This is a genomic window from Paenibacillus glycanilyticus (assembly GCF_023715145.1).
Lineage (GTDB): Bacteria > Bacillota > Bacilli > Paenibacillales > Paenibacillaceae > Pristimantibacillus > Pristimantibacillus glycanilyticus_A.
In genome coordinates this window covers 257,973-282,406 of record NZ_JAMBNP010000001.1, presented here as the reverse complement: position 1 = coordinate 282,406, position 24,434 = coordinate 257,973, and the positions used below count along the sequence as shown (strand labels likewise).

Sequence of the window (24,434 nt, the reverse complement as noted above, 5' to 3'; positions counted from 1 at the left end):
GTTATTTCAAATCTTGAGGCGCTACAGCGTCCATATCTTCAAAGATTTGGTTCTCGCCGGCCATGCCCCAGATGAACGTATATGCGCTGGTGCCAACACCGCTGTGGATTGACCAGCTAGGCGACAGGATGGCTTGCTCGTTGCGAACAACAAGATGGCGGGTTTCCTGCGGCTCGCCCATGAAGTGGAAGACGTTGCCGTCTGCTTGCATATCGAAGTACAGGTAAACCTCGGAGCGGCGATTATGCGTATGACAAGGCATCGTGTTCCAGTTGCTGCCCGGCTTCAGCATGGTAAGACCCATGACCAGCTGACAGCTTTGAATGCCGCCGGTATGGATGTAGCGGTAAATGGTACGCTCATTGTTTGTATTAAGAGCACCCAGATGGTTCGGGGAAGCTTCGCTGATCGAGGCTTTAACCGTCGGGTAGTTTTTGTGAGCCGGCGTCGAATTCAGGTAGAACTTTGCGGGATTCGCAGCATCAGAGCTTGTAAACACCACTTCAGCAGCGCCAAGGCCGATATAGAGGCAATCTTTGTTTTCCATATCGTAAGCCGTACCGTCAACCGTAACCGTACCGCGGCCGCCAACGTTAATAATGCCGATCTCGCGGCGCTCGAGGAAGGTAGCCGCGCCCATTGTTTTTGTATCTGCTTCAAGCTTAACCGCTTGGCTGACAGGTACGGCGCCGCCAATGATAAAGCGGTCAACGTGGGAGTATGTCAGAGTCAGCTGGTCTTGAACGAAAAGGGTTTCGAGCAGGAATTCTTGGCGAAGACGCGTTGTGTCGAAAGCTTTTACCTCTTGCGGATGCGAAGCGTAACGGATTTCCATGATTAAATAACCTCCATTGTTCGATTGATTTGTTTGAATAAGTTTATTTAAGTTCGTATAAGTTCATTTTAAGATGGGTTATGTGGATTTGCAAGACTTAATTCGAACGGGAAAGTTTATATTTAATGAAACGCGGTAAAGTAAAGGCTTTGACGGCTTGATATAGTGAAAGTAGAGCCGTTTATGGCAAGGGGGAGATCATATGAGCCAGATTAACATTGATTGTGAAGCGATATATCTGCGGGAATATGCGATAGAGGACTTGGAAAGCTTGCATGCGCTCACTTGGCAGCCGGAGATTTATGAGTTTCTTCCAGGTTGGAACGTATCCCGCGAGCAGCGCGAAGAGTGGTTTGTCCACTATGAGCTGGAGGAAAACCAAAGGTTCATCAAGGCTGCAGCTGAAGGCGGAGATGTTGGCGACCTGAGGTTGAGACTCGGAATTATCGAGAAGTCTAGCGGGGAGTTTATTGGCTGGTGCTGTACGGGATACAAAGATGAACTGCCGGTACCGGAGCGGGAGATTATGTATGCCATATCTAATCAGTACCGGAATAAAGGCTATACCACACAAGCAGTGAAAGGAATGATTGCGTACTTGTTTCAGCATACGAGAATTGACAGTTTGGTTGCGCTAGCCCATATACGGAATGCGGCCTCCATGCGAGTAATCGAGAAGAGCGGGTTTTCCTTGAAGAAGAAGGTTAAGCTTGAAGAAGAGAATCTTCTGTATTATAAAATAGAGAAAACCCGCTGAATCAGCGGGTTTTGTTCTGTCTGCCTCATACCGTTTCCGGATACGGATATAGATCAACCACACGGTCAGTATGACCGTTGTCGGTCATAAACACGACATGCTCCCGGCGGAATTCGCGCGGGCTGTTCAGGCCGCATGCCGCGGCAAGGGAGAAGAGACCTTCGCGCATCTGGAGAATGTAGTTCATGACGCGCCACTGCTTTTCTTCCGGAGCGAGCGCTTCCTGGTACTTGTCGTCGGTCGTTGTAACGCCTGCCGGGCATTTGCCGGTGTGACATTGCAGCGCCATGATGCAGCCGTTTGCCATCATGAAACCGCGGGCCGAGTTAACGGCATCGGCGCCAAGCGCCAGAGCAATAGCGACTTTATCCGGGGTAATAAGCTTGCCGGAGGCGAAAATCTTGAACCTGTCGCGAACGCCAAATTTGCGCGCCGTGTCATCGAGGATGAGAAGGCCGGCGAACAACGGCAGCCCCATGCCGTCCGCCATCGCTTTGAAGGTGGCGCCTGAGCCGCCTTCGGAGCCGTCTACCGTGATGAAGTCAGGGTAGACGTCCATGTCGATCATCGCCTGGAAGAAGGGCTCAAGCCGCTTCGGATCGCCTACGACAATTTTGACTCCGATCGGCTTGCCGCCTTCCTGCTGGAGCGTTCGGATGAATTCCAGCGCTTCCTCCGGCAGCGTCAGAAACTCGAAGCGGTTCGGGGAATTGACGGTTTTGCCAACGGCTACAAGCCGTGCCGCAGCTACCTTCTCGTTGACCTTGGAGCCTTCCAGATGCCCGCCGCGAATCTTCGCCCCTTGATGGAATTTCAATTCAAAGGCTTTAATGTTGGAGTGGCTGGCTTTGCGTTTGAACGCTTCGATGGAGAATTTGCCCGCATCATCCCGGAAGCCGTATAGACCGGGACCAATCTGGGATACGACATCCACGCCGGTAGACAGATGAACGTCGGCAACGCCGCCTTCTCCCGTGTTAATCCAGGAGCCGCCCGCCATATTGGCGCCGCTGCCCGTGGACTGGATGTAGTTCTCGCCAACCGCGCCAAAGGAGGTAGCCGAAGCGCCAAATAATCCTTTCAGCACCCAGGGCTGTTCACGCTTGTCCCCTACGATAAGAGCGTCATCGTCATGAAGGAGCCATGGTCTGACTTGTTCGGAAATAAACTTCTCCTGCCGAGTGAAGACTCCTTCATCGGTAATCACATACTTCTTGCCGGGCAGCATCGTCTGGTTGTCGACCTTGAGCTCGCTCGTTAATTTCGGAAACATGGCGTTGGACAAATAAAATCCGGGCTTTTCGTAGTCCCGGCGGCCGCCGAAGGAGATCAGATCCGTCCGGTATTTGGCCGCATAGACGACGCCGACAAAATCCGCCCGCGAGAACGGTCTGCCTTCCGTATCATTGTCAAACCAGTATTGGCGGAACTCGGGACCCAGCTTCTCAAGCAAATAGCGGAGCCAGCCGAGAAACGGATGCGAACGGATAATGGAATGTTTCGGTTTCTTCGACAGTGCGTACATGTAGCTGAAGAAGATAACCGGTGGCAGCACGATTATGGCGACCAGAATAAGCAGAATGGAAAGCAGCATTAGCAGTAAACCCTCCCGGTTGGAGAAAATGACGTCATAGGTTTCCATTATATCACAGTGGGAGGAAGCAATGCTTTTTCGCGTGCAAATGCTGCACGTACAAAAAATAACCGCCGTACAATCTCAGCTAATGTCCCGCCCGCATATACTGTAAGCGTATATCGATGTTAAAGGGGACGGTGCACGATGAACAGACGGACAACATTGCTGATATCCCTCATTTTGTATGTAGTTCTGGCGATAGTACTTATCTTAAGTGCCATCTTTCATTTTGGCTGAAAATGGTTCTTTGTCCGATGCCGAGACAGTTTGTCCTGTCATACCATATGGAAGATAGCAGGAGACCGACCTGCTCAATATGACGATGACGGAGGGAACCATGAATAAGGTCGCCTTCATTACAGGGATTACCGGGCAGGATGGGATGTATCTGGCAGAGCTGCTGCTCGCCAAAGGGTACACTGTACATGGGCTTAGACGCCGGAGCTCGCTCGCCAATACCGGACGGATCGACCGGATTGCCGACGAGGCGAATAAAACGGGGCAGAAGCTGGTGCTTCATTACGGAGATTTGACGGATTCCACCAACTTGGTTCGATTGGTCCAGCTCATTCGGCCGGACGAAATTTATAACTTGGCTGCGATGAGCCATGTCCACGTCAGCTTCGATTCGCCCGAATATACGGCTAATGCGGACGGCATCGGAACGTTGCGGCTGCTAGAAGCCATCCGGATATTGGGGTTAACGGAGAAGACCAGAATTTATCAGGCTTCTACCTCTGAGCTATACGGACTGGTGCAGGCGGTGCCGCAGAGCGAGACAACGCCGTTTTACCCCCGCAGTCCTTACGCGGCAGCGAAGCTGTACGGCTATTGGATTACGGTGAACTACAGGGAAGCATATAACATGTATGCTTGTAACGGAATATTGTTTAACCATGAAAGTCCGGTACGCGGAGAAACCTTCGTCACTCGGAAAATAACCCGGGCCGTTGCGCGGATTGCTTACGGACTGCAGGATGTGCTGGCGCTTGGCAACCTGTCGGCGAAGCGCGACTGGGGCCATGCCCGCGACTACGTCGATGCGATGTACCGGATTCTTCAGCAGGATACGGCAGAGGATTATGTGATTGCCACAGGCGAGACGACGGAGGTCAGGGAGTTTGTCCGGCTCGCTTTTGCGGAAGCGGGGATCGAGATCGCTTTCGACGGGGAAGGCGCAGAGGAGTACGGCTATGTGGTATCATGCGGCAATCCGGCTTATCAGCTTCCGGAAGGGACTACGGTGGTGAAGGTAGATCCTCGGTTCTACCGGCCATCCGAGGTTGAGCTGCTGATCGGGGATTCGACAAAAGCGCGGACCAAGCTGGGCTGGCAGCCGGTTAGCAGCTTGAAGGATCTCGTCGGCGAGATGGTGGCAGGCGATCTGGAGGAAGCGCGCAAGGTAGTCGACATGCGCAAGCTGGGCTACGATGTAAGCCTGGATAGGGAATAAAGGTCAAGAGAGCTGTCTCGCAGAGGCAGCTTTTTTATTTTCCCTCTTGCCGAATGAGTAAAAACTCACTATAATCTGGTGTGTGATAATGATTATCATTATTAGAAAAAGAGATCAGATGGCGAGGGAGTTTATTTATGAAAAAGCTGTTATCCAGTATTCTGTTCTTAACCTTATTTGTTGCCGCTTGCGGCAACGCTAATTCGCCGGCTAACGAGAGCACTTCAAGTGCCGCGCCTGCTCCAAGCAGCACAGCCGTTAATGAAGAGACAAGCACCGCAAGCACAACTAAAATCTACAAGGACTATAAAGGCAATGAAGTCGAGGTTCCGACCAATCCGCAAAAAATCGTCTATGTCGGCAGCAATCCCGGAGATCTGCTGGCACTAGGCGTTAAGCCGGCTGGCGCTACGCTTAGCGTAATCGCAAGCCAAATTGCTTACCCGGATTTAATCGAGGGGATCGCGGACGTTGGTTACCCGTATTCCTCCGAGAAGGTACTGGAGCTGCAGCCGGACCTGATTATTTTTGACGACTGGGATGAGGAAGGACTTGCCGCGCTGAGCAAGATTGCTCCGACAGTTGTTGTGGGTCTTGACGGTACTTTTCAGACCAAAGAACGCGTGAGCCATATCGCGGACCTGCTGGGCAAAACGAAAGAGTATGACGAATGGTTCGCAAAGTACGATGAGAAAGTGGAGGCGACTAAGGCCAAGCTGAACATTAAGGAAGGGGATACGGCAACCTCCCTTCTTCTATTAGGACCGGATATGTACATTATGGGCAATAAAGGTCTTAATACGACCCTGTTTGGCCACCTAGGCTTTACACCGGCTAAAGGCGTGGACAAATTGATCAGCGGCAACGAAAGATTTATCGATGTTTCGGATGAAGTGCTGCCTGATTATATGGGCTCCTATGTATTCCTGCTGACGGACAGCAGCGACGAAACGTCCGCAAGACAAGCGACATTGACGGGAAGTGGTCTCTGGAAGTCGATTCCGGCCGTAAAAGAAAATCATGTCTACACGCTGGACAGCAAATTCAACTACGATGATCCAATGACGCTAGACCGCTTGCTGGACGAAATCGTTGGGATTATGAAACCTTAATTTAATATAGAAAAATTCGAAAAGCCCATCTCTTTGTCCTAAAGGATAATGAGAGGGGCTTTTCACATTCATATATACGTTATACGCCGCGAACGCGCGCTTTAATCCGGTCACAAATATGCTGAATATCCTGCTCGGTTAGTCCGCCGTAAGTAGGGACGTTAAAGCCTTGTGCCGTGATCCGGTTGGCGACTGGGAACTCCTCATGCGGCTGCATGCCGAGGTAAGGAGGCAGAACGTGCATCGGGTAAAAGAATGGCCGTGTCTCAATGCCGTCGTCCTTAAGCTGCGCCATAATCGTATTTCGATGTTCTTCGTCGGCATCGTTCAGAACGACGCTGAACATCCAGTAAACGTTCTTCGCCCATGACTTCTCGACGGGCAAGGTGATGGATGGCTCATCCTTCAGGTTCGCATGATAGAGTGCGGCAACTCTCTTCCGTTCGCCAATATGCCAATCCACATTCTCCAGCTGGGCACAGCCGACGGCTGCCTGCAGATTGGTCAGACGGTAGTTGTATCCGATAACCGGGAACCAGTATTTGCGGACGGGATCGATGCCTTGGCCTCGGAGCGTGCGCATCTTGTTTGCAAGCTGCTCGTCATTGGTTGTGATCATGCCGCCTTCGCCGGTTGTAATGATCTTGTTGCCGAAGAGACTGAAGGTTGCGATATCGCCAAGCGAGCCGGTCCGTTTGCCTTTATACTCGGCGCCAAGCGCTTCTGCCGCATCCTCCAGAACGAATAAGCCATGCTTCCTCGCAATGCTCGTGACGGCGTCCATATCGGCCGGGTGGCCGTAGAGATGCACCGGGATAATGCCTTTCGTGCGCGGCGTGATAAGACTTTCGAGCTTTTCATAATCAAGGTTCCAGGTCTCCGGCTCGCAATCGATAAAGACGGGAGTAGCGCCGCAGTAGACCACCGCGTTTGCGGTAGCGATAAAGGTAACAGTTGGAACGATAACCTCATCTCCTGGTCCTACGCCAAAGGCGAGCAGCGCCAGATGAAGGGCTGTGGTGCCATTGCTGCAGGAGATGGCATATTTGGTGCCGCAATAGGCGGCGAAATTATCCTCGAACGCGTTAATATACTTTCCGGCGGAAGAGATCCAGGTAGAGTCGATACAGTCCATGACGTATTTCTTTTCATTTCCGTTAAATACGGGAACGGCAACCGGATAAAACTTGTTGTCCATGAGTTATGCCTCCCTCCGAGTTCCCTTATTTCTCAAGATAATGTCCGTTTAACAATGGCTGGAACACCAACGGCAAGCGAATAGGAAGGAATAGGCCGGATGACGGTTGCTCCTGCCCCAATCATGCAGCCTTCTCCAATCTGCATGCCGTCAATGACCGATACGCCGGTGCCAAGGAAGGACTCGTCGCCAACCGTAACGTTCCCGGACAAATGGCAGCCTGGCGCAATATGGCAGGCAATGCCGATGTTGCCGTCATGGTCAACGGTAGCTCCTGTATTAATGATGCTATATGAGCCGATTCGGGTATCCGGCTGTATGACGCTGCCCGGCATAACCGCAATGCCGGTGCCAAGCGTGACGCCGGTCGCCAAATACGCACGCGGACTAATGGCATTAACAAGCTCGAACCCCAGCGCTTCCGCATGCTTTGCAAGCTTGTGCCGCCGGGCATTGTTGCCAATGGCGACGAAGGCATGGCGGACGCCTTGCCCAAGCAGCTCCGGAAGAAGCTCATCACCGCCAAGAACCGGCAGACCAAGGACGGTGGCTTTTGGATCATGACCGATACAACCAACAAGCTCAACATGCGGATCGTGAAGCAGGATATCCGCAATCACTTTGGCGTGACCGCCGGCCCCAATGATTACGGTTTTGTTCGGCAAGGCATGATGAAACAAAACAATCGACTCCTTTTCGCATATCCCATCATATTCAAGATGCAATAAAATGCTTCAAATCCGGCTAGACAGGCGTCTAATTCAGCAAATATGGTTGAAATCCCCAGAGGGCTAGGGCGTCAGCCGTTGCTTTTTCAGACCGTGACAATACTCTATCTACAGATGAAGAGTGATGGGAGGCCAGGCAGATGAAGCGAAAGAAGAAACGCAAGTCGGTCAAACGCAGCTCACGAAGCCGAACAACACGAAGCAGAAGACGGAGGAACGGCAAGCCGAAGAAGCTGTCCAGACGAAAAGGCAAGAGACGGCTGCGCGGCAAACGGGCAGGCAGACGAAAGAAGAAACGGGATTCGTCGGCTCCAGCGTTAGCCGTACCGGATGCCCCTTCAATACCCGTTGAAGATGTCGCGCGTTTAAGAGCGAACAACACAAGAGTCAGGGGAAGTCTGGCGGAAGGAAGCCGGATCATGGATTGGCTTCATTTCATCTACAAGCTGGATAATGAAGATTTTATTTGGGAGATGTACCGGCAAATTTTGCAGCGAGAGCCCGATCCCGCCGGTTTCTACGATTATAAAGGCAAGCTCCTAACAGGCGGGATGAGCAGAGCCGCCGCAATTGCATCGATTCTGCAAAGCAGCGAGGCAGAGCAGGTCATCACCAGGAAGCCTTCCGGCGACCGGAACACGGCTGCCTTTGTCCTGCAATCCTTGTACCCGGCGCATACCCTGGATTTTATCCATGGCATCTATGCTCAATTGCTGGGCCGCGAACCGGATGAAGCAAACGTGAACAATGATGTGATGGCGATCAATTACGGCGTATCGAGGCAAGGGCTGATTGCGCGTCTGTTCATATCGGAAGAAGCGCAAAGCTTGCTGCGTCCCCCCAATCCGCCTGCTCCGCACGTCAGAGCCGCTGCCGGCGCCAGATCCGCAGGAAACGGGAATATTGGCATCTTCCTTTGCTTCGGTTCCCAAATATCGATGGACGGAGAAGGAATTGGGCGGTTTATCGTTCGTTTGTCCGAAGGGCTGCTAGGTCTGGCCAACGGATTTACGCTGCATGTCGCTACAACGGAAGCCAATTTCCGGGAGACGGAATCGATATTCGCAACGCTCAAAGCCATTTATCCGACGCGCCTGCAAATTTACCACTCCGACAGCATGAATACCATTAACCGGACAGTACCCGCGGATGTATGGATCGTTCCGTACGTCGGCATGGGGCTGGCTCAGTATCTGCACCGGCCGTATATCGTTTGTCTTCATGATTTGGTCTATATGCATTTCCCGGATTTGTACGCCAAGGATATGGATCATTATCAGTACATTCATTCCTTGGCCGAAAAAATTACGAGAAACGCGGCTATTGTTGTGTTTGACTCCGAATATATCCGCAATCACGAAGGGCTCACATTCCTTAACCTCCCGGTACATCAGACGGAGGTCGTCCGGTTTGCTGCGCCTCATGAAGAATATTCTTCCTTTGGCAGCAAGACGGAAATGGAGTTCCGGAGCAAATATAACTTATATGGGCCGTATATAACGTTCCCGTCCGTTATCCGCCTTCATAAAAACCATGAGCGTCTGGTGGATGCCTTCCACCGTTTCCGGCTCACCGAGCTCGGCAGAGCATCCGGCTTGAAGCTGGTATTTACGGATGATCTGGTTAACCGGCCAAGGCAGCAGGAAATAACGGAGGCGCTGAATGCGATCGCAGACCCTTCTATTAGAGGCTCTATTATCTTTATGGGCCGCATCCCGTCCAACGATTTGCCGTCGCTGTACAAATACGCAGCAGGCGTAGTTGTGCCTACCTTATTTGAGGGCAGCTGTCCATTCCCGATTGTGGAAGCCTTGCTGATGGATACCCCCGTTTCCTTCGGGCGTCTGTCCATCGTCCAGGAGGTCATTCCGGATATGAGCAGCTTTGCTACCTTCGATCCTTACAATCCGGTGGAAATGGCCGGTTCAATTGGCACCTTGTACGTGCAAGGGAAGTCGGTCGTACCTGCGCAGAAGGCCGCTTCAAGCGGTCTTCTGCAGAGGAGCTGGGCCGACGTTGCTCTGGATTACGCGACTATCATCGGAAGAATGAACGGCTCCTAGTAAAGAATTTTGCCGTAATAGCGCCAGAAGGTAATCCGGAATACTTCAATATATTGTTTGGCAATATCATCCCAGGTTTGGGTAGGATCATGGACACCGTGCAGGGCGGACAGTTTATAGCTGTCGTAGTTATCAAATAAATCATCCAATGCTTTAGCGATAGAATCCGGGTTATGCGGGTCAAACCAGGCAATCTTGGCGCTGTGTCTCGACAGATGCTCCCGCATAACCGGAATGTCCGAGCAGAGAACCGGAGTTCCGAGACGCAGCGCTTCTTCTACCGGATAACTTCCGCCGCCTTCCGATAAGCTCGGCATGATGAGTGCTTTGGCATTCTTGATCAAGGCCGGAATGTCGTTATCGCTGACGAAGCCAAGCGGATATACTTGACGGTCCAGGAATAGTCCGGTCCGTTTCATGGTGGAGACCAGCGTTGGAATCCAGTTAACCTCCGAGGTGCTGTCAGGAAACGGAATGCGCATTTTATCGGTCAAATACCCGGTTAAGACTAACGGGTATTTTCTTTTGTACTTGGACTTGGCAAGACCCATCAGCAAATTGTTGTGGTTCTTGTGAGGGGAAGTGTTGGAAGGATAGATAATATAATCGGATGGAATACGGGCTCCAAGCTCAGGCGATACTTTGCGGTTATACACATTGGCAATAGGCGTGATCGCATGCGGAATGACATAAGCCTGCTCGGACCGGTTGCCGAAATGGGCAATCAGCCGGTTCTTGACATGCTGGGAAGAGACGACGACGGAGGAAGTATGATCAATCCATTTCTTGGACAACCGCCAGTGAAACGATAATTCATCGCCTTTCATAAAAGGCGGCACGAAATCAAAGATGGTGGTGTCATGGAAGGTGCAGACGGTAGGGCGGTCGATGGCCTGGAACTGCTCCGTATGCGGCCAGAAGAAATAGACCACGTTCATATTGGCAAGCAAGTGACTGCTCTGCGGATGGTTAATGGGAAAGGTATTATAGCAGATTTCAATATTCCCGGTTTTCTGAAGCTCCACATAATTTCGCAGCTGCGAGTTTGGTGCAACGACTAATCTGACCCGCTCTACTCCCGGCTGTCGGGCAATAGCGGCAGTCAGGTTATACAGCAGACGCATTCCTCCGCCGATAGAGAACTGGTTAGACCAAATCAGGATATTCATGCATTATCCTCCTGTGTTGTTAGAATCCGATCAGGCATTTACGATGCCATTCAACCGCAAATAATGATCCAGCTTCCCAATATCAACAATAATATTGTCCGCACCGACATGTGCTTTGGGTTCTACTTGACATAACATCTCGTAATAATCGAGGCCGGCGTGACAGCATAGCTTCCAAAAGTAATTGTCGACAAAAGATACCGGAGCCAGCTCAATCAACGATGCTCCCGGCTCGCAAAAGGCAACATTGATGCTGCCGCTCCCGAACGGGGCTACTATGATTCTTGCAGATGCAAAGACATCAATTTTCTCCTCGGTTGACATCGGAGTCAGCACGATCTTCTTAAATCCTTTTGTTTGAAGGTATTGAAGCACTTCGGCTTCATTTGCGACGTGGCGGGCTAATGCATCCTCGCGCGTGATATAAATCCTCTCGTAACCTTTCCGTTTACGGATCTTCCGCTTGTTCTTCATCTGGTCTGTTATATAATGCGAAGCCCAAGGCGGACATTTGCCGATCACGAGCGGTACGGCAGAAACAACCAGCTTCTTCGCTTTCAGATGAAAATCAGGTTTGTCGACTTGAATGACTTTGTCAAGCGGTACGCCAAGCAGCTTTAAGGATTCAAATTGAAAGGCAAGAGTCAGCTTCGGGAGCACAAATTTATCGATGGGAATCCCGCTCTTCTCCAGCAAATGAATCCGCGGCATAAGGTCAAAGAACCAATGTCCAAATACGGTATGCGTACCGTGACTGTAGGGATTAGTAATATTCCAGCCCCAAAATAAGGGGGCTACGGTGCCGGGATAATAGTCGGGTTCATCAAGGTTCATTGCTTCATACCTGGCGTCGTATAGTTCCAGATCGGCAAGCCTCTTGTTATCCGGCGTAATTACGTACATGTGACTCGTCATAAGCCTTCCTTCCGGAATGCTTACGACAAATGCTTCGTCATACGAGCAGGTCGATACCCAGCGGTGGGGATCCACGCTTAACGGAGCGGGCAATTGGATCGTCTCGGCCGGATAAATAACCTGGTAGCGGTCATCGGCTTCGCTAGCAGGAAGGGTCTTCACCCATTCCTTCGTCTTCTTATAGATGTCTTTTGGTATAGTGTGCTTCATGGCGGTTACCTCCTGGAATAGCGGAGAATGAGCTTATGCTGCTGGGCAAGAACATCCTGGAATTTATCCGGCACTCCTTTTGGGAAGAGCACCCCTAATCCGTTTGAATGATGAAACCGCATGTGGGGGTAGATGGCGCTAAGCTGATCCCACAGAATGTGAACGCCAAAGTTCATGATTTTAACGGAAGTGTCATGGAAGAGCACGATCCCGTTTGGCGCCAGCTTCGGCAGCCAGCTCGTATAATCGTGAAGCACCGCTTCAAAGGCGTGATAGCCATCAATATGAAGAATATCAATGGACTGGCTAGGGAATAAAGGCAGCGCTTCGTCGAAGGTTGCGCGCACCATGGTGCCGGTCTGCGGAAACTCTCTGCTCTTGAACGAGTGAACAGCTTTATAAATGCCGTCATTAATCTGACCATACATGCCGGTATGCGGATCGCCCTGCCAAGTATCAACGGCGTAGCATGCTGTAGACAGACCGGCGTCCTTTATAGCCTGGCAGAAGCTGAAGAATGAAGTTCCGTATAAAGTGCCCAGCTCTACCATGACTTTCGGTTCGGCGAAACGAACAAGGTCATAAGCGAAACGGCGGTGCCCGGACCAAGCCCCTTCCGTCATCATTCCTGCCGGCATCTCCGGTGCATGGTCCGCCGCAAACTCTGGCCTATAAAACTTCCAATCCATATGTCAACTCCCCATCTATCGTTATAGAAGCACAAGAATTGAAATATTTTATGTTCGGTTGCTATAAGAGGTCAGGGACAAACGCGCAATTCGAAATACACATTTATGAAGAAGGTTGCCGTACATAAGCCGTTACGGTCCTATTGTCCGTACATACAATGTCAGAGGCAGACGCTAAGAGGATTCTATTAGCCATAAACATAGTAAGTCATTATAAGGATAACGAGGTGTAAGAGTATGAGAAGCCTCGCCAGAAAAAGAAAAATCGCCACTTCTTCCAAACCTGCATCAACCAGGCAGAGGAGGCGACTTCATCATTCGGGCAACGCTAACAAGTCCCGGCTGGTTCGGAATAAAGGCGGCCGCGGACTCGCAGCTAGTGACAATAAGTCGTCAGGACTTCCGTCCGAGATGGCTTGGCGGCTAGGCAGAAAGGCAGCGCAGGACGATCCGCTGGCGGAAGGGGCCGACGCGCAGCAGCATGTACAGGAACAGTGGCTCCGGAATAGCGGATTGATAAGGAAAACAACAGCCGCGGGCAAACAGCAGGCAGCCATGAAGGCTTTTCTAGAAGGCTATTTCTCTGTCCGCCGGGGCGAGAGCACTCCCAACTGGGTACTACTTCCAACCCATAAGAAGGTTGCAGCCGTTGTGATGGCGATGAACGAAGAGCAGTCCATTATGTCTACCATTCGCGAGCTCGAACGTTTGCCTTTGCATGAAATCATTGTGGTTGTTAACGGTTCTACGGACTCCAGCCTGATGATGGCCAGAACAAGCGGCAAAGCGGTTGTTCTCCACTATAACGAAGCATTAGGGCATGATGTGGGAAGAGCTATCGGAGCAAAAATAACGAATTCCGATATCGTATTGTTCCTGGATGCGGATATTCCGATCTCCGCTGAACAGCTGGTTCCCTTTGTGCTGGCGGCCAGCAGAGGCGTGGATGTAGTGCTTAACGATCTATCCCGTCATGTGGGGATGTTCACTGACTGGGATGAAGTGACGATTATGAAGTATTTCCTGAACCGTTCGAATAATCGGGATGATCTGTCCGTCAATTCCATGACGGCCATTCCTCATGCGTTGACCCGCAAAGCGATTGAAATAATCGGTTCTGCCAATCTGGCGGTTCCTCCAAAAGCGCAGGCGATAGCCCTGCAAAGAGGATTGCGCGTCGGATTTGGCGGAAGCGTCAATGTGTTTAAGAGAAACAGGCACCGGAAGGATAATGTGGGCATGAGCAATCCGATCTCGAAGCTCATTATGGGGGATCATCTGGAAGCGCTGGGATGGGCGATGGATGAGATTAGCCCGCGTCTGAAATATATTGATTCAAGAAGGGATCGTGTGACAGGTGCTAACAAGCATAATCATCCCTACCTATAATGCCCTTCCATTGCTAAGAGAGACGATTAGTTCAATTCGCAGGCATACCAAGGAATTATACGAGCTGATTGTTGTAGATAACGGATCAACCGACGGCACGCTGGATTTTTTGAAACAGCAGCGAATCATCACGATCTCGCTTCCGGCTAATACAGGGTTTCCTGCTGCCTGCAATTGGGGGCTTAGGCTGGCTAGAGGAGAGTGGCTGGTTCTCCTGAATAACGATGTTCTTGTAACGGCAGAATGGCTGAGCAGAATGCAGCGGACTTACGATAGGGATGCTTCTATAGGGATCGTTGGCCCGCTGACCAATTATGCCAGCGGCAGACAGCAGGTAGCGATGACGGCCCGTTACGAGGAGTTTGCTGCTCAATTAAGTGCGGAGCAGGATGGAAAGCAAGAGAAGGTGAACCGCATTATCGGCTTTTGCATGCTGTTCTCCCGTACCTTTATGAAGAAGGTTGGACTGCTGGACGAACAGTTCTCGCCAGGGCATTTCGAGGACGATGATTATTGCTACCGCGCCTACCTTGCAGGATACCGGGTGGTCATCGCTAAGGATGCTTTCGTCTATCATCATGGCAGTGCTTCCTTCGGCAGCTATGCCGAGGATGACATAAGGCAGCTGCTGGAAAGAAACAGACAGCTGTTTATGGATAAGTGGGGGATTGATCCCCTTGAGTTATCAGATGAGGATATCAAGGGGGAACGTCATGAGCATTCGGGCGCCTCGTAAGAGACAAAACGGGAAGAGGCAGCGGAAACGCAAGAGCCCCTTCATCAGAAAACGCCATTCCAGGAAAGCCGTACCCCAATCACGCCTGCCGAAGATGGAGCATCAAGCAACTCCAACCGAAGCGGCGGTTGATAAGGAAGCCGATGGGGGCCAGGCTGCAGAAGCGAGTTATCAAGCAAGCTATCAGGCGGCTTACGAAAAAGGGTATCAAGAGGGTAAATACGCAGGCGGCGAAGAGATCATCGATCAGCTGCTTCCTCCGAATCTTATTTTTCCGGACATCTCTCTCAAGCAAGTCATTGCTACGGGGGTAAGCATGTACCGGGAGCAAGCTGTTCCGCTTCTGATAGCGGAGCAGGTACGAGACGCCATTCTGCTAGCCATGAATGAACGAAAGCCATTATCCATCGTGCGACTAGGGGATGGGGAGCTGCTTACTTTAGCACAAGAGGTTGTCATGCCGGTTGATGCGGTGCGCCGGGAAGGCAAGTTCCTGGAATATGCCGGAGTGAAGGTGCCGGATCTGGACATTCGCAACCGGCTGGCAGAGGCTATTACGAGAGCGGATATAGTAGGACTTCCAAGAACCAGAATGCCGAATTATCAGCTGCTTGTTGCACCGGTCTTCCAAGCGTACGGCATATCGTTTAAGGAAAGGCAATGGACCGATTCTCTTATTAATTACAGCCTATGTCAAGCGGGATGTCTCCTATCTATTCTTCAGAACAGGCGGGTTCTCATTATTGGGAATATGGCAGAGCCGCTGTCTGCCGTTCTTGCCCAGCATGGCATTCTAATTGCTGGCATCATTGCTCCGGTGAATGGCGCCCGCGATGCGGCCAGAGTGGTTCAGCTTGCCAAACATTATGACTTTGATATTGCTCTTGTCTCTGCAGGAATCGGCGCTGTATTGATCACTGAAGAGCTGGCCCGGATTACAGGGAAGGTGGCGATTGATTTCGGCCACCTTGCCAATGCCATCGTCAAGGGAGAGGCAACAATACAGTGAGCTATGTAGAGGAACAGCCTTTTCGCGAATGACGAAAAGGCTGTTTGGGTTGATTAGACGCCGATCGAAGCTGCAAGCGAGGAGTATTGAACCGTAGCAGTAACACCTGTGATTGCGACCGAGATCGAGTTAACCGATACTTCAAGCGTGTACTCGTGCGCGCCTACTGTAAGCGTGTCGAAGTAAGTGATAGGAATCACGACTTCGAGCTCAAGCACGGCAGCAAGCGCAACCGTTGCGAAAGTAGTGCTGGTAACCGAAGCCACAACAACGCCGTCACGGAGCAAATCTACAGTGATTGTTGGGTTGAGCAATACACCAATAATGGTACCGGCAAGCAAGACATCAACAACCCCGTCAACTTTTACTTTATTGGCTGCAGCCGAAGTAATTGTAACTGGCGTTGCGAGAATTTCTACCGGTGGAATTTCTGCACCTGTGATCCCGATTGGACCAAGCGGAAATACTCCTCCGTTAGTACCAAATACCGCAGCACCTGGACCAGCAGGGCCAGTGGCGCCTGTCAGACCAGTAGCACCTGTAGGGCCAGTTGGACCCGTAGGGCCAGTAGGGCCAGTGGCGCCTGTCAGACCAGTAAGACCAGTAAGACCAGTAAGACCTGTCAAACCTGTTTCTCCCATATCTAATCCTCTCCTTTCAAATGATATACCACATCATATGTTCAGAGATTCATAGAGTTGACGGTATAAGCCGTGAACGATTGTCTATTTTTGGTAGATTTGATTCAATCCATAGTTGGGCGGAGTCATATGCCTGATTTATGTCCCTTTTGGCTATTCGTCCATTAGGATTACTCTATTAAAGCATAAGTTGTAGATATGTAAGTTATCAATCCGGCACCGGTTAAGGAAGGAGCTCCGGCTTGAATAAGCGAGATGATTCAATAGAAGGAGATTTACCGTTTCGAGGTGAACGACAATGATCGCTGTTATTATGGCAGGAGGAAAAGGAACGCGCTTCTGGCCAAGAAGCACGGTTGCGAAGCCAAAGCAGTTTTTGACATTAGCCTCTGAAGAGGCAACTATGCTGCAGCAAACCTACGAACGCTTCCGTTCCTATCTTCCGGAAGAGAATGTTTACGTGGCCGTTAGTGAGAATTACTTGCCTATCGTAAGGGAACAGCTCCCCGAGCTGGGAGAGAATCGCATTATTATAGAACCAGATCAAAGAGATACCGCCCCGTGCATTGCGCTGACGGCCAGTTATTTCATGAAGCTGGAGCGGGATGAGGTGCTTGTGACGGCTCCTTCGGATCAGTATATTCCCGATACGGAGGAACTAATGGAAGCGCTCCGGGCTGCGGAACAGGCAGCAAGCCATGACGGCGTTGTCGTTACGCTTGGCATTGTTCCAACGAGAGCGGAAACGGGTTACGGCTATATTGAAACGATCGAAAATGTTCAGCATAAGGGGAAGCTCGGAGACCGGATTAAAGAGGTTAAAGCATTTATCGAGAAGCCCACAAAGGAAAAAGCCGAGAAGCTTATTGAACAGCCGAATATGTATTGGAACAGCGGGATCTTTATATGGAAGCCTTCGACGATTGCCGGTTACATGATGAAATATCAGCCGCAGATGTGGTCCATATTTGATCTTAAGGATGAGGATTTCTTGCATTCGTATGCCCGGTTGCAAAAGCTATCTATTGATTATGCCCTGGTAGAGAAGCTGGAGCGTCTCTATACGATTCCTATTGAATTTGTATGGGATGATGTAGGGACCTGGACTTCGCTTGAGAGGATATTCAGTACCGATGGAGACGGGAACTTGCTGCATGGAAGCATTTATCCGTTTGCCACGCGCAACACCATTATTTATACGGAGCAGCAGCTGATAGTCGCGATTGGCGTTGAAGATTTGATTATAGTCTCAACGGTGGAAGGGCTGCTTATTTGCCGCAAATCGGATGAACAGAATGTCAAGCATGCTATTGCTGCCATCACGGCCGACCAAGAAGGCAGGCAGGGATGAAGGCACTGATTACAGGAGTAACCGGATTTGTAGGCAGTCATCTTGCCGAGCATCTGCTTAGCCAGGGAATTGAAGTGACAGGAACCATGCGAAGCCACAGTTCGCTGCGCCATATTCGACATCTGCTCCCGGATATGCGCCTGTATGAGTGTGAGCTAATGGACCAACAGGCCGTTGAGCGGATGATGACGGAGGTCAGGCCGGACCTGATCTTCCATCTTGCAGCGCAGAGCTTTGTGCCGGTGTCTTGGGATTCGCCTGCTGAGACGTTAACGAATAATATCATAGGCCAGGTTCATTTACTTGAAGCGCTAAGGAAGCTGGGTTTGAGCTCCAAGGTGTTGATTGCTTGCTCCAGCGAGGAATACGGGCAGGTTGAAGAGGATGAGGTGCCGGTCAAGGAGACAAATCCGCTTCGCCCGATAAGCCCTTATGCGGTAAGTAAAATTGCGCAAAACTATTTGGGCTATCAATATTACAAAACGTACGGTCAGCATATCGTAAGAACCCGAACCTTCAATCACACCGGTCCTCGCAGAGGCGAGCAATTCGTTAGCTCGAATTTTGCGAAGCAGATTGCCGAGATTGAGAAGGGCCTGAAGCCTCCCGTATTATATGTAGGGAATCTGGAGGCGAAGAGGGATTTCACCGATGTTCGGGATGTGGTAAGAGCTTACCGGATGGCCATGGATTATTGCGAAGCCGGAGAGATTTATAATATTGCATCGGGGCAGTGCCGGGAGATTCGGGAGGTCATTCAAATCCTGCTCAGCTACAGCACGGTGGAGATTACGATAGAAGAAGACAAGACAAGGCTTAGGCCATCCGATGTGAAAGTACTCGTTGGCGATTATGCCAAGTTTTATAAGCAGACCGGATGGATGCCGGAAATTCCGTTCGAGCAAACCATGAAGGATTTATTAAATTATTGGCGCAATGAGCTTGCGTAATAAAGCCTGCCCGGAAGAGGACCTCTTACGATTACCGGGCAGGTCTTGCATGGTTCTAGATGAGCAGCAGCTCCTTCAACCGGCTTTTGATTTTCTGACCGATAACGGCCGGAGAGAATTCATTATGAATCGTGCGCATCCCGCTTGCCGCAATCGATTCGCGCCAGCGCACGTCGGAGACCAGACGCTGCATATAATCCGCCGCATGGCGGACATTAGGCTCCGCCCAGATCTGATGACTCTTGTACGGTCCCCAATCCTGGCCGATATTGACCAGCTGGAAGGAGACGGGACAGGAATTGCCGCTGTTCATAAATTCCGTATTGCCGGACCAGTTCGTCGCGATAACGGGCTTGCCTAAGTACATCGCTTCCGCCAGTCCCAGACCAAAGCCTTCGGCACGGTGAAGGGAGACGTAGCTGTCCGTGCACTGCAGCAAGGCGTTAACCTCCTGCCTCGAAATGACTTTATCGATCAGATACATATTGCTTCGCTCGGCGATCATTTTCTTAAGCTCCGCAAGTTCGTTAGGCCTGAAATCGGCATTATTCACCTTCAGTACAAGTCCAACCCGCGAATCGTTCTTATCGAAGGCAAGCTTGAAGGCTTCAATAACGGCCCCCGGATTTTTGCGGAGGGTAGAGCTCTGCACATCGTACATCATCAGAAACAGATACCGGTTCTCCGGAAGGCCAAACCAGGAGCGGTTCACATTTGGCGCGACTTGTACCTGGATGCAGTGCGGGATCGTCACAACGGGAACCGTTGATTTCTTCGAGATGGAGGCGGCGACGAATTTGCTCGACACCCATACCTCGTTGACATGGTTAAAGCCTTCTACATGCTCATCCGGAAATTCCGGAAGCTCCCAATGCCAATAGCCGATATTATAGCGGCTGTTGAACAAATCATCGCCAAAATGTTCACGGGCAGGACGCATAAAGTCAGCATTCATATGAAATATATTTGTATTGTAACGGGCTTTATCCATCACTTTGTGCGACCAGCTGTAATCCGACATTCTGGAGGCAACGGCAAGAGGGAAATTTAACAGACCAAACGGAATGGCTGCTGTATCGATGGCGTTCGACGCAAGCCTTGAGGATTCGCCGATTCCCATCTCGGCATGAATAAATCCAATAATATTAACTCCGGGTTCCCGAAGAGTGCTGTCGACTGGAGCCAGCACTTGTACAGCCGCTGCATCACGGCGCGTGCGTCGCTTTTGTCGGCGGTGTTTTTTTCTCGAATGCCGTTTGGCGTTTTTAGATTTGCGTTTTCCGGATTTCAGCTTGCTTGACCGCTTCGGCTTCTTGCTCTTGTGTCGTCTTTTCACCCCGGTTCAATCCTCTCGATATTAGCGGATATGCACTCGACTACATACTATTCATGCCAATCCCAAGTCTATAAGGACAATAACCTAGCAGATTCAAAAACGGCGTTTGTCTAAAAGGAAAGCTGGCTTTTTCGGGCAGAAAGGGTATAATGAAACTTACTGACGTAAGTGAATAGCACCGGGGAGCTGGTTGAGGCCAGCTGAGAGGGAATTCCTAAGAAAATTCCGACCCTTATACCTGATCTGGATAATGCCAGCGTAGGAATTGTTATTTCGGTATGTCTCTATTGGATAGCTATAGAGGCAGATCTGTAATACAGCTGACGAAATGTATGGTCCTCCGGATTCGGGGGACCTTTTTTTGTTTTTTCAGAAGGTAGTCCGGCCATAAGAGCAAACGTCATAGTCAAGTAGAGAGAGGGAGAGAAAGATGAGAACAGGTACTAAGAGAAGATTCGCTGTCATGACAGCGATGCTGGCGGTTGTCGTGCTGCTGGCTGCTTGCGGCTCGAACAATAACAAGAATGCGGCGAATGAGGATGCAGGCAACGGTGCGAAGCAGCCTCTGACCAAGGTGAAGGTTGTGCTGGACTGGACGCCAAATACGAATCATACCGGTCTGTACGTGGCTCGGGACAAAGGTTATTTCAAGGAGCAGGGCCTTGATGTCGAGATTATTCAACCGGGCCAGGACGGCGCGGATAAAATGGTAGCGTCCGGCGGAGCGGAATTTGGCGTCGGCTATCAGGAATCGCTGACCATGGCGCGGATTGCTGGCGTACCTCTCGTATCCATTGCGGCCGTCATCCAGCACAATACATCGGGCTTTGCTTCACCTGCAGCCAAAGGGATTGATTCGCCCAAGAAGTTTGAAGGCAAAACGTACGGCGGCTGGGGAGCGCCGGTAGAAGAAGCGGTTATCGGATCGTTGATGCAGGAAGAGAAGGCGGACGTGTCCAAGGTGAAGATGCTCAGCATTGGCGACACCGATTTCTTCACGGCCGTGAAACGAGACATCGATTTTGCCTGGATCTACTACGCTTGGACAGGCGTTGAAGCAGAGCTTCGCGGCGAGAAGCTGAACATGGTTTATTTGACCGATTACAGCGACAAGCTGGATTATTATACGCCGCTCCTGGAGACAAGCGAGAAGATGATCGCCGAGAAGCCGGAGGTTGTAAAAGCCTTTGTCGCGGGCGCCGCTCAAGGCTATCAATTTGCGATTGACCATCCGGAGGATGCGGCTGAGGTGCTGATCAAGGCAGAGCCGGATTTGAATGCCGATCTGGTGCGGGCAAGCCAGAAGTGGCTCAGTCCGAAGTATACGGACGATGCATCGCAGTGGGGCGTGCAGAAGAAGGAAGTATGGGTGAACTACTCGCAATGGATGTTTGACCACAAGCTGCTGGAGAAAGAATTGGACGCGGACAAAGCGTTCACGAACGACTTTTTGCCGGAGGCTTAAGATTATATAACTATTAGAGGAGCTGACGATCATGGCTAACGCGCTTGTAAGTATTCAAATATTACCGACAACCCCAAACGGAGATAGCGTTATTCCGTATGTCGACCGTGCAATCGAGATTATTAAGGCATCAGGCGTACCTTACCGTGTGGCACCGCTTGAGACAACAATGGAAGGCGAGCTTCCGCAGCTGTTCCAGATTGTTCAGACGATGAATGAAGCCATGACCGAGATGGGCTGTCCGTCGGTTATTTCGCAGGTCAAAGTATATTTCAATCCGGCTAACGGCGCTTCAATGGGCCGGTTATTGGAGAAATATCCGGATGGGCAATAAAGGCTGGCATAACGCGGTTTGGCCTTCCGTACTGCTCATTCTTGTTATCCTTACTGTGTGGCAGCTGTCCGTTGACGGCGGTCTTGTGCCGGAATGGCAGCTGCCTTCGCCGACTTCGATACTTCAAGAAATGATTCAAGGTTGGCCGCGGCTGATGTTGAATACCTCGGCAACGATTAAGCTCGCGCTTATCGGATTTGCCGGCGGTGCTTTGGCGGGCTTCATTATCGCCGCGATTCTCCATTTAATACCTTTCGTCCGGAAAGCGGTCTATCCGCTGCTTGTGGTGTCACAGAACGTGCCGGTCATTGCGATAGGTCCGATTCTTACGATTTGGCTTGGCTACGGGGTGCTGCCCAAGCTTATTCTCGTCTGGATCGTCTGCTTCTTCCCGGTTTCCGTTGCGATGCTGAACGGCTTCAAGGATACCGATCCGAATCTTCGTAATTATATGCAGATGATTGGAGCGGGCAAATGGCAGCTGTTCTCGCGGCTCGAGCTTCCTAATGCGGTTACGCATTTATTTTCCGGGCTCAAAATTGCTGCTTCGTATGCCGTTCTAAGTGCCGTTGTTGCCGAATGGCTTGGTGCGGACAAAGGTCTTGGCCATTATATGATCCTGTCATCAAAGGGCTATGAAACGGCAAGAATGTTCGCCGCGGTGTTCCTGATCGTCCTGCTCAGTCTTGCTGTATTCGGAGCGGTAGCGCTCATCGAAAGACTGGTTATTAGGTGGCGTCCGGCGAAAGGAGGGGGTAGGGCATGACAGCTTCGGCGCTTGAACTGAAAGGGATCCGCAAAGATTTTGATTCCGGCCGGAAAAACGTTCTGAACGGCTTGTCTTTTACGGTTGCGGAGAACGAATTCGTATCCATTATCGGCCCCTCCGGCAGCGGCAAAACGACGCTGTTTCAGTTGATTGGAGGGCTTGAGAAGCCCACCGCAGGCGAAGTGTGGATCAGCGGCAAGCTCACGACGGGCAGCCGCGGCCACGTCTCATATATGCCGCAGCAGGCATCCTTGATGCCATGGCGTTCAGTAAGCGCGAATATAGAGCTTGCCCTCGAGGTAGCTGGCGTGAATCGTAAGGAAGCAAGCCGTCAGGCGCGGGAGTGGCTCGATCGCATTGATCTGCTTGAGTATGCCGACTCCTATCCGCATGTTCTCTCCGGCGGAATGCAGCAGCGCGTATCCTTTCTTCGGGCGCTGCTTTCTCCCCAACCGTTAATGCTGCTCGATGAGCCGTTCGGCGCGCTTGACGCGTTAACCAGACAGCAGATGCAGCAATGGCTGATGGCGATCTGGGAGCAGAACCGTAGATCGGTATTGCTCGTTACGCATAGCATTGAAGAGGCGCTGCTGCTGTCTGACCGGATTATCGTATTGTCTTCTGCCCCGGCGGTGATTCTGGAGGAGATAACGGTGCCTTTTGATCGGCCGCGGTCCCCTCAGCTATGGAGAGAACCACGGTTTAACGAACTGAAGCAGAGGATTCATGAGCTGCTTCAATAAAACGGCAGGAGGTTAACGACCATGCGGACATATAAGGCAATAGATGCTCATATTCATGTGGATTCCTATGGGGAAGCGGACCGGCAAGCCATGCTGCAGCAGGCCTTTGCATCGGGCATCCAGGCTGTTATAGCCGTATCGATGCATCTCGAATCCAGCAAGGTGAACGAGCAGCTTGCAAGACAATTCCCGGGTCGTGTTCATCCCGCCTACGGCTTCCATCCGGAGCAGCCGATTCTCCCTATAGAAGAAAGGGAGGAGCTGTTTGCCTGGATTCGGGCCAAGCATGCGGAAGGCGAAGCATTTGCCATTGGTGAGGTGGGCCTGCCCTATTATTCACGGTCCGCGGCCGTGGAGGAAGGACTGCCTTTTAACGAGGAGCCCTACCTTGATCTGCTGGACCGGTTTGCCTTGCTTGCCTCGGAACTCAACCGGCCTATTGTACTCCACGCTGTGCATGAGGATGGGGCAAAAGCTTGCGACATCATGGAGCGGCATCAAGTAAAAAAGGTGCATTTCCACTGGTTCAAGGGGGATGAAGCGACGGTTGAGCGCATGATCCGACTTGGTTACATGATCTCGGTCACGCCGGATGTCGCTTACGAGAATGAGATCAGATCGCTGGTCGAGCGTTATCCGCTGGAGCAGCTCATGGCGGAGACGGACGGGCCTTGGCCCTTTGAAGGACCTTACGAGGGCAAGATGACGGTGCCGGAGATGGTTCATGATGTTGCTGCTCATATTGCGGCGATCAAACAGCTGCCGGAGAAGGAAGTGCGAGAGCAGCTGCTTCGAAATACCAGAGAATTTTATGCGTTGTAAAAGAAATGCTCCGTTCGGCCCTGATGGGCTTAACGGAGTTTTTTTGATACGGCACGGCAGAAACCGTTACGATCCGGATCGGAAATTCATAGATTGGAAGAACATCTATTAACTTTTCATGGGA

General features: G+C 51.2%; 23 protein-coding genes and 1 riboswitch. Of the genes, 14 read left to right on the top strand and 9 right to left on the bottom strand.

Features of this window, described 5'->3' with window-relative positions:
• Position 1: 1 nt before the first annotated feature.
• Entirely contained in the window at positions 2–835 is an 834-nt protein-coding gene (gene kduI / locus M3194_RS01425) for a 5-dehydro-4-deoxy-D-glucuronate isomerase (RefSeq protein ID WP_251651241.1), read from the bottom strand.
• A gap of 202 nt (positions 836–1,037) precedes the next feature.
• On the opposite strand from kduI, the gene M3194_RS01420 reads away from it, so the two are divergent.
• Positions 1,038–1,592: a GNAT family N-acetyltransferase gene (locus M3194_RS01420; protein ID WP_251651240.1), complete on the top strand. Its 555-nt coding sequence runs from the start codon at positions 1,038–1,040 to the stop codon at positions 1,590–1,592.
• Positions 1,593–1,617: 25 nt separating this feature from the next.
• Here the strand turns inward: M3194_RS01420 and M3194_RS01415 are convergent, their stop codons facing one another.
• Positions 1,618–3,186, bottom strand: coding sequence for an FMN-binding glutamate synthase family protein (locus M3194_RS01415; protein ID WP_251651239.1), 1,569 nt, complete (start codon positions 3,184–3,186; stop codon positions 1,618–1,620).
• A 379-nt stretch (positions 3,187–3,565) separates the two neighbouring features.
• On the opposite strand from M3194_RS01415, the gene gmd reads away from it, so the two are divergent.
• A complete protein-coding gene (gmd, locus tag M3194_RS01410) occupies positions 3,566–4,681 on the top strand; it encodes a GDP-mannose 4,6-dehydratase (protein ID WP_251651238.1) in 1,116 nt (371 codons plus the stop codon).
• Positions 4,682–4,818: 137 nt separating this feature from the next.
• Positions 4,819–5,793: an ABC transporter substrate-binding protein gene (locus M3194_RS01405; protein WP_251651237.1), complete on the top strand. Its 975-nt coding sequence runs from the start codon at positions 4,819–4,821 to the stop codon at positions 5,791–5,793.
• Positions 5,794–5,872: 79 nt separating this feature from the next.
• On the opposite strand, the gene M3194_RS01400 is transcribed toward M3194_RS01405, so the two are convergent.
• Together M3194_RS01400 and M3194_RS01395 are read right to left on the bottom strand one after the other, a co-directional pair.
• A complete protein-coding gene (locus M3194_RS01400) occupies positions 5,873–6,991 on the bottom strand; it encodes a DegT/DnrJ/EryC1/StrS family aminotransferase (RefSeq protein WP_251651236.1) in 1,119 nt (372 codons plus the stop codon).
• Between the two features lie 32 nt (positions 6,992–7,023).
• Complete coding sequence (locus tag M3194_RS01395; RefSeq protein ID WP_251651235.1) at positions 7,024–7,671, bottom strand: acetyltransferase; 648 nt, start codon at positions 7,669–7,671, stop codon at positions 7,024–7,026.
• A gap of 188 nt (positions 7,672–7,859) precedes the next feature.
• Here M3194_RS01395 and M3194_RS01390 point away from each other — a divergent pair, with 188 nt between their 5' ends.
• The gene (locus M3194_RS01390) at positions 7,860–9,782 is read left to right on the top strand and encodes a DUF4214 domain-containing protein (RefSeq protein WP_251651234.1); all 1,923 of its coding nucleotides are present in this window, start codon (positions 7,860–7,862) and stop codon (positions 9,780–9,782) included.
• Here the strand turns inward: M3194_RS01390 and M3194_RS01385 are convergent.
• The 3 genes from M3194_RS01385 to M3194_RS01375 are packed head-to-tail and all read right to left on the bottom strand — an operon-like array spanning position 9,779 to position 12,765.
• Entirely contained in the window at positions 9,779–10,951 is a 1,173-nt protein-coding gene (locus tag M3194_RS01385) for a glycosyltransferase family 4 protein (RefSeq protein ID WP_251651233.1), read from the bottom strand. The two genes, M3194_RS01390 and M3194_RS01385, sit on opposite strands and share 4 nt — an antisense overlap.
• 30 nt (positions 10,952–10,981) lie before the next feature.
• The gene (locus M3194_RS01380) at positions 10,982–12,076 is read right to left on the bottom strand and encodes a glycosyltransferase family 61 protein (protein WP_251651232.1); all 1,095 of its coding nucleotides are present in this window, start codon (positions 12,074–12,076) and stop codon (positions 10,982–10,984) included.
• A gap of 5 nt (positions 12,077–12,081) precedes the next feature.
• Complete coding sequence (locus M3194_RS01375) at positions 12,082–12,765, bottom strand: class I SAM-dependent methyltransferase (RefSeq protein ID WP_251651231.1); 684 nt, start codon at positions 12,763–12,765, stop codon at positions 12,082–12,084.
• Positions 12,766–13,002: 237 nt separating this feature from the next.
• Between M3194_RS01375 and M3194_RS01370 the strand changes: the two genes are divergently transcribed.
• The 3 genes from M3194_RS01370 to M3194_RS01360 are packed head-to-tail and all read left to right on the top strand — an operon-like array spanning position 13,003 to position 15,899.
• Positions 13,003–14,154, top strand: a complete 1,152-nt coding sequence (locus M3194_RS01370; protein ID WP_251651230.1) for a glycosyltransferase family 2 protein — start codon at positions 13,003–13,005, stop codon at positions 14,152–14,154.
• Positions 14,123–14,890 carry a glycosyltransferase family 2 protein gene (locus M3194_RS01365; RefSeq protein WP_251651229.1) on the top strand — a complete coding sequence of 256 codons (768 nt, stop codon included), beginning with the start codon at positions 14,123–14,125 and terminating at the stop codon, positions 14,888–14,890. Before M3194_RS01370 ends, M3194_RS01365 begins: the two co-directional genes overlap by 32 nt.
• A complete protein-coding gene (locus M3194_RS01360) occupies positions 14,868–15,899 on the top strand; it encodes a GT-D fold domain-containing protein (protein ID WP_251651228.1) in 1,032 nt (343 codons plus the stop codon). Before M3194_RS01365 ends, M3194_RS01360 begins: the two co-directional genes overlap by 23 nt.
• Positions 15,900–15,952: 53 nt before the next feature.
• On the opposite strand, the gene M3194_RS01355 is transcribed toward M3194_RS01360, so the two are convergent.
• Entirely contained in the window at positions 15,953–16,540 is a 588-nt protein-coding gene (locus M3194_RS01355; RefSeq protein WP_251651227.1) for a hypothetical protein, read from the bottom strand.
• A gap of 298 nt (positions 16,541–16,838) precedes the next feature.
• Between M3194_RS01355 and M3194_RS01350 the strand changes: the two genes are divergently transcribed.
• On the top strand, positions 16,839–17,891 hold the full coding sequence (locus M3194_RS01350) for a mannose-1-phosphate guanylyltransferase (protein WP_251651226.1): 1,053 nt from the start codon (positions 16,839–16,841) through the stop codon (positions 17,889–17,891).
• Positions 17,888–18,841 carry a GDP-mannose 4,6-dehydratase gene (locus tag M3194_RS01345; RefSeq protein ID WP_251651225.1) on the top strand — a complete coding sequence of 318 codons (954 nt, stop codon included), beginning with the start codon at positions 17,888–17,890 and terminating at the stop codon, positions 18,839–18,841. The genes M3194_RS01350 and M3194_RS01345 overlap by 4 nt, the downstream gene beginning before the upstream one ends.
• A 55-nt stretch (positions 18,842–18,896) precedes the next feature.
• On the opposite strand, the gene M3194_RS01340 is transcribed toward M3194_RS01345, so the two are convergent.
• Positions 18,897–20,177 (bottom strand): glycosyltransferase, encoded by a 1,281-nt coding sequence (locus M3194_RS01340; protein WP_251651224.1) that lies wholly within the window; start codon positions 20,175–20,177, stop codon positions 18,897–18,899.
• 169 nt (positions 20,178–20,346) lie between these two features.
• A riboswitch (TPP riboswitch) is annotated at positions 20,347–20,459 on the top strand.
• Between the two features lie 148 nt (positions 20,460–20,607).
• Between M3194_RS01340 and M3194_RS01335 the strand changes: the two genes are divergently transcribed.
• The 5 genes from M3194_RS01335 to M3194_RS01315 are packed head-to-tail and all read left to right on the top strand — an operon-like array spanning position 20,608 to position 24,310.
• Positions 20,608–21,642 carry an ABC transporter substrate-binding protein gene (locus tag M3194_RS01335; RefSeq protein WP_251651223.1) on the top strand — a complete coding sequence of 345 codons (1,035 nt, stop codon included), beginning with the start codon at positions 20,608–20,610 and terminating at the stop codon, positions 21,640–21,642.
• Positions 21,643–21,673: 31 nt separating this feature from the next.
• On the top strand, positions 21,674–21,976 hold the full coding sequence (locus M3194_RS01330) for a thiamine-binding protein (protein WP_251651222.1): 303 nt from the start codon (positions 21,674–21,676) through the stop codon (positions 21,974–21,976).
• A complete protein-coding gene (locus tag M3194_RS01325) occupies positions 21,966–22,742 on the top strand; it encodes an ABC transporter permease (protein WP_251651221.1) in 777 nt (258 codons plus the stop codon). Before M3194_RS01330 ends, M3194_RS01325 begins: the two co-directional genes overlap by 11 nt.
• Positions 22,739–23,488, top strand: coding sequence for an ABC transporter ATP-binding protein (locus tag M3194_RS01320; RefSeq protein ID WP_251651220.1), 750 nt, complete (start codon positions 22,739–22,741; stop codon positions 23,486–23,488). The genes M3194_RS01325 and M3194_RS01320 overlap by 4 nt, the downstream gene beginning before the upstream one ends.
• A gap of 21 nt (positions 23,489–23,509) precedes the next feature.
• On the top strand, positions 23,510–24,310 hold the full coding sequence (locus M3194_RS01315; protein WP_251651219.1) for a TatD family hydrolase: 801 nt from the start codon (positions 23,510–23,512) through the stop codon (positions 24,308–24,310).
• Positions 24,311–24,434 lie beyond the last annotated feature (124 nt).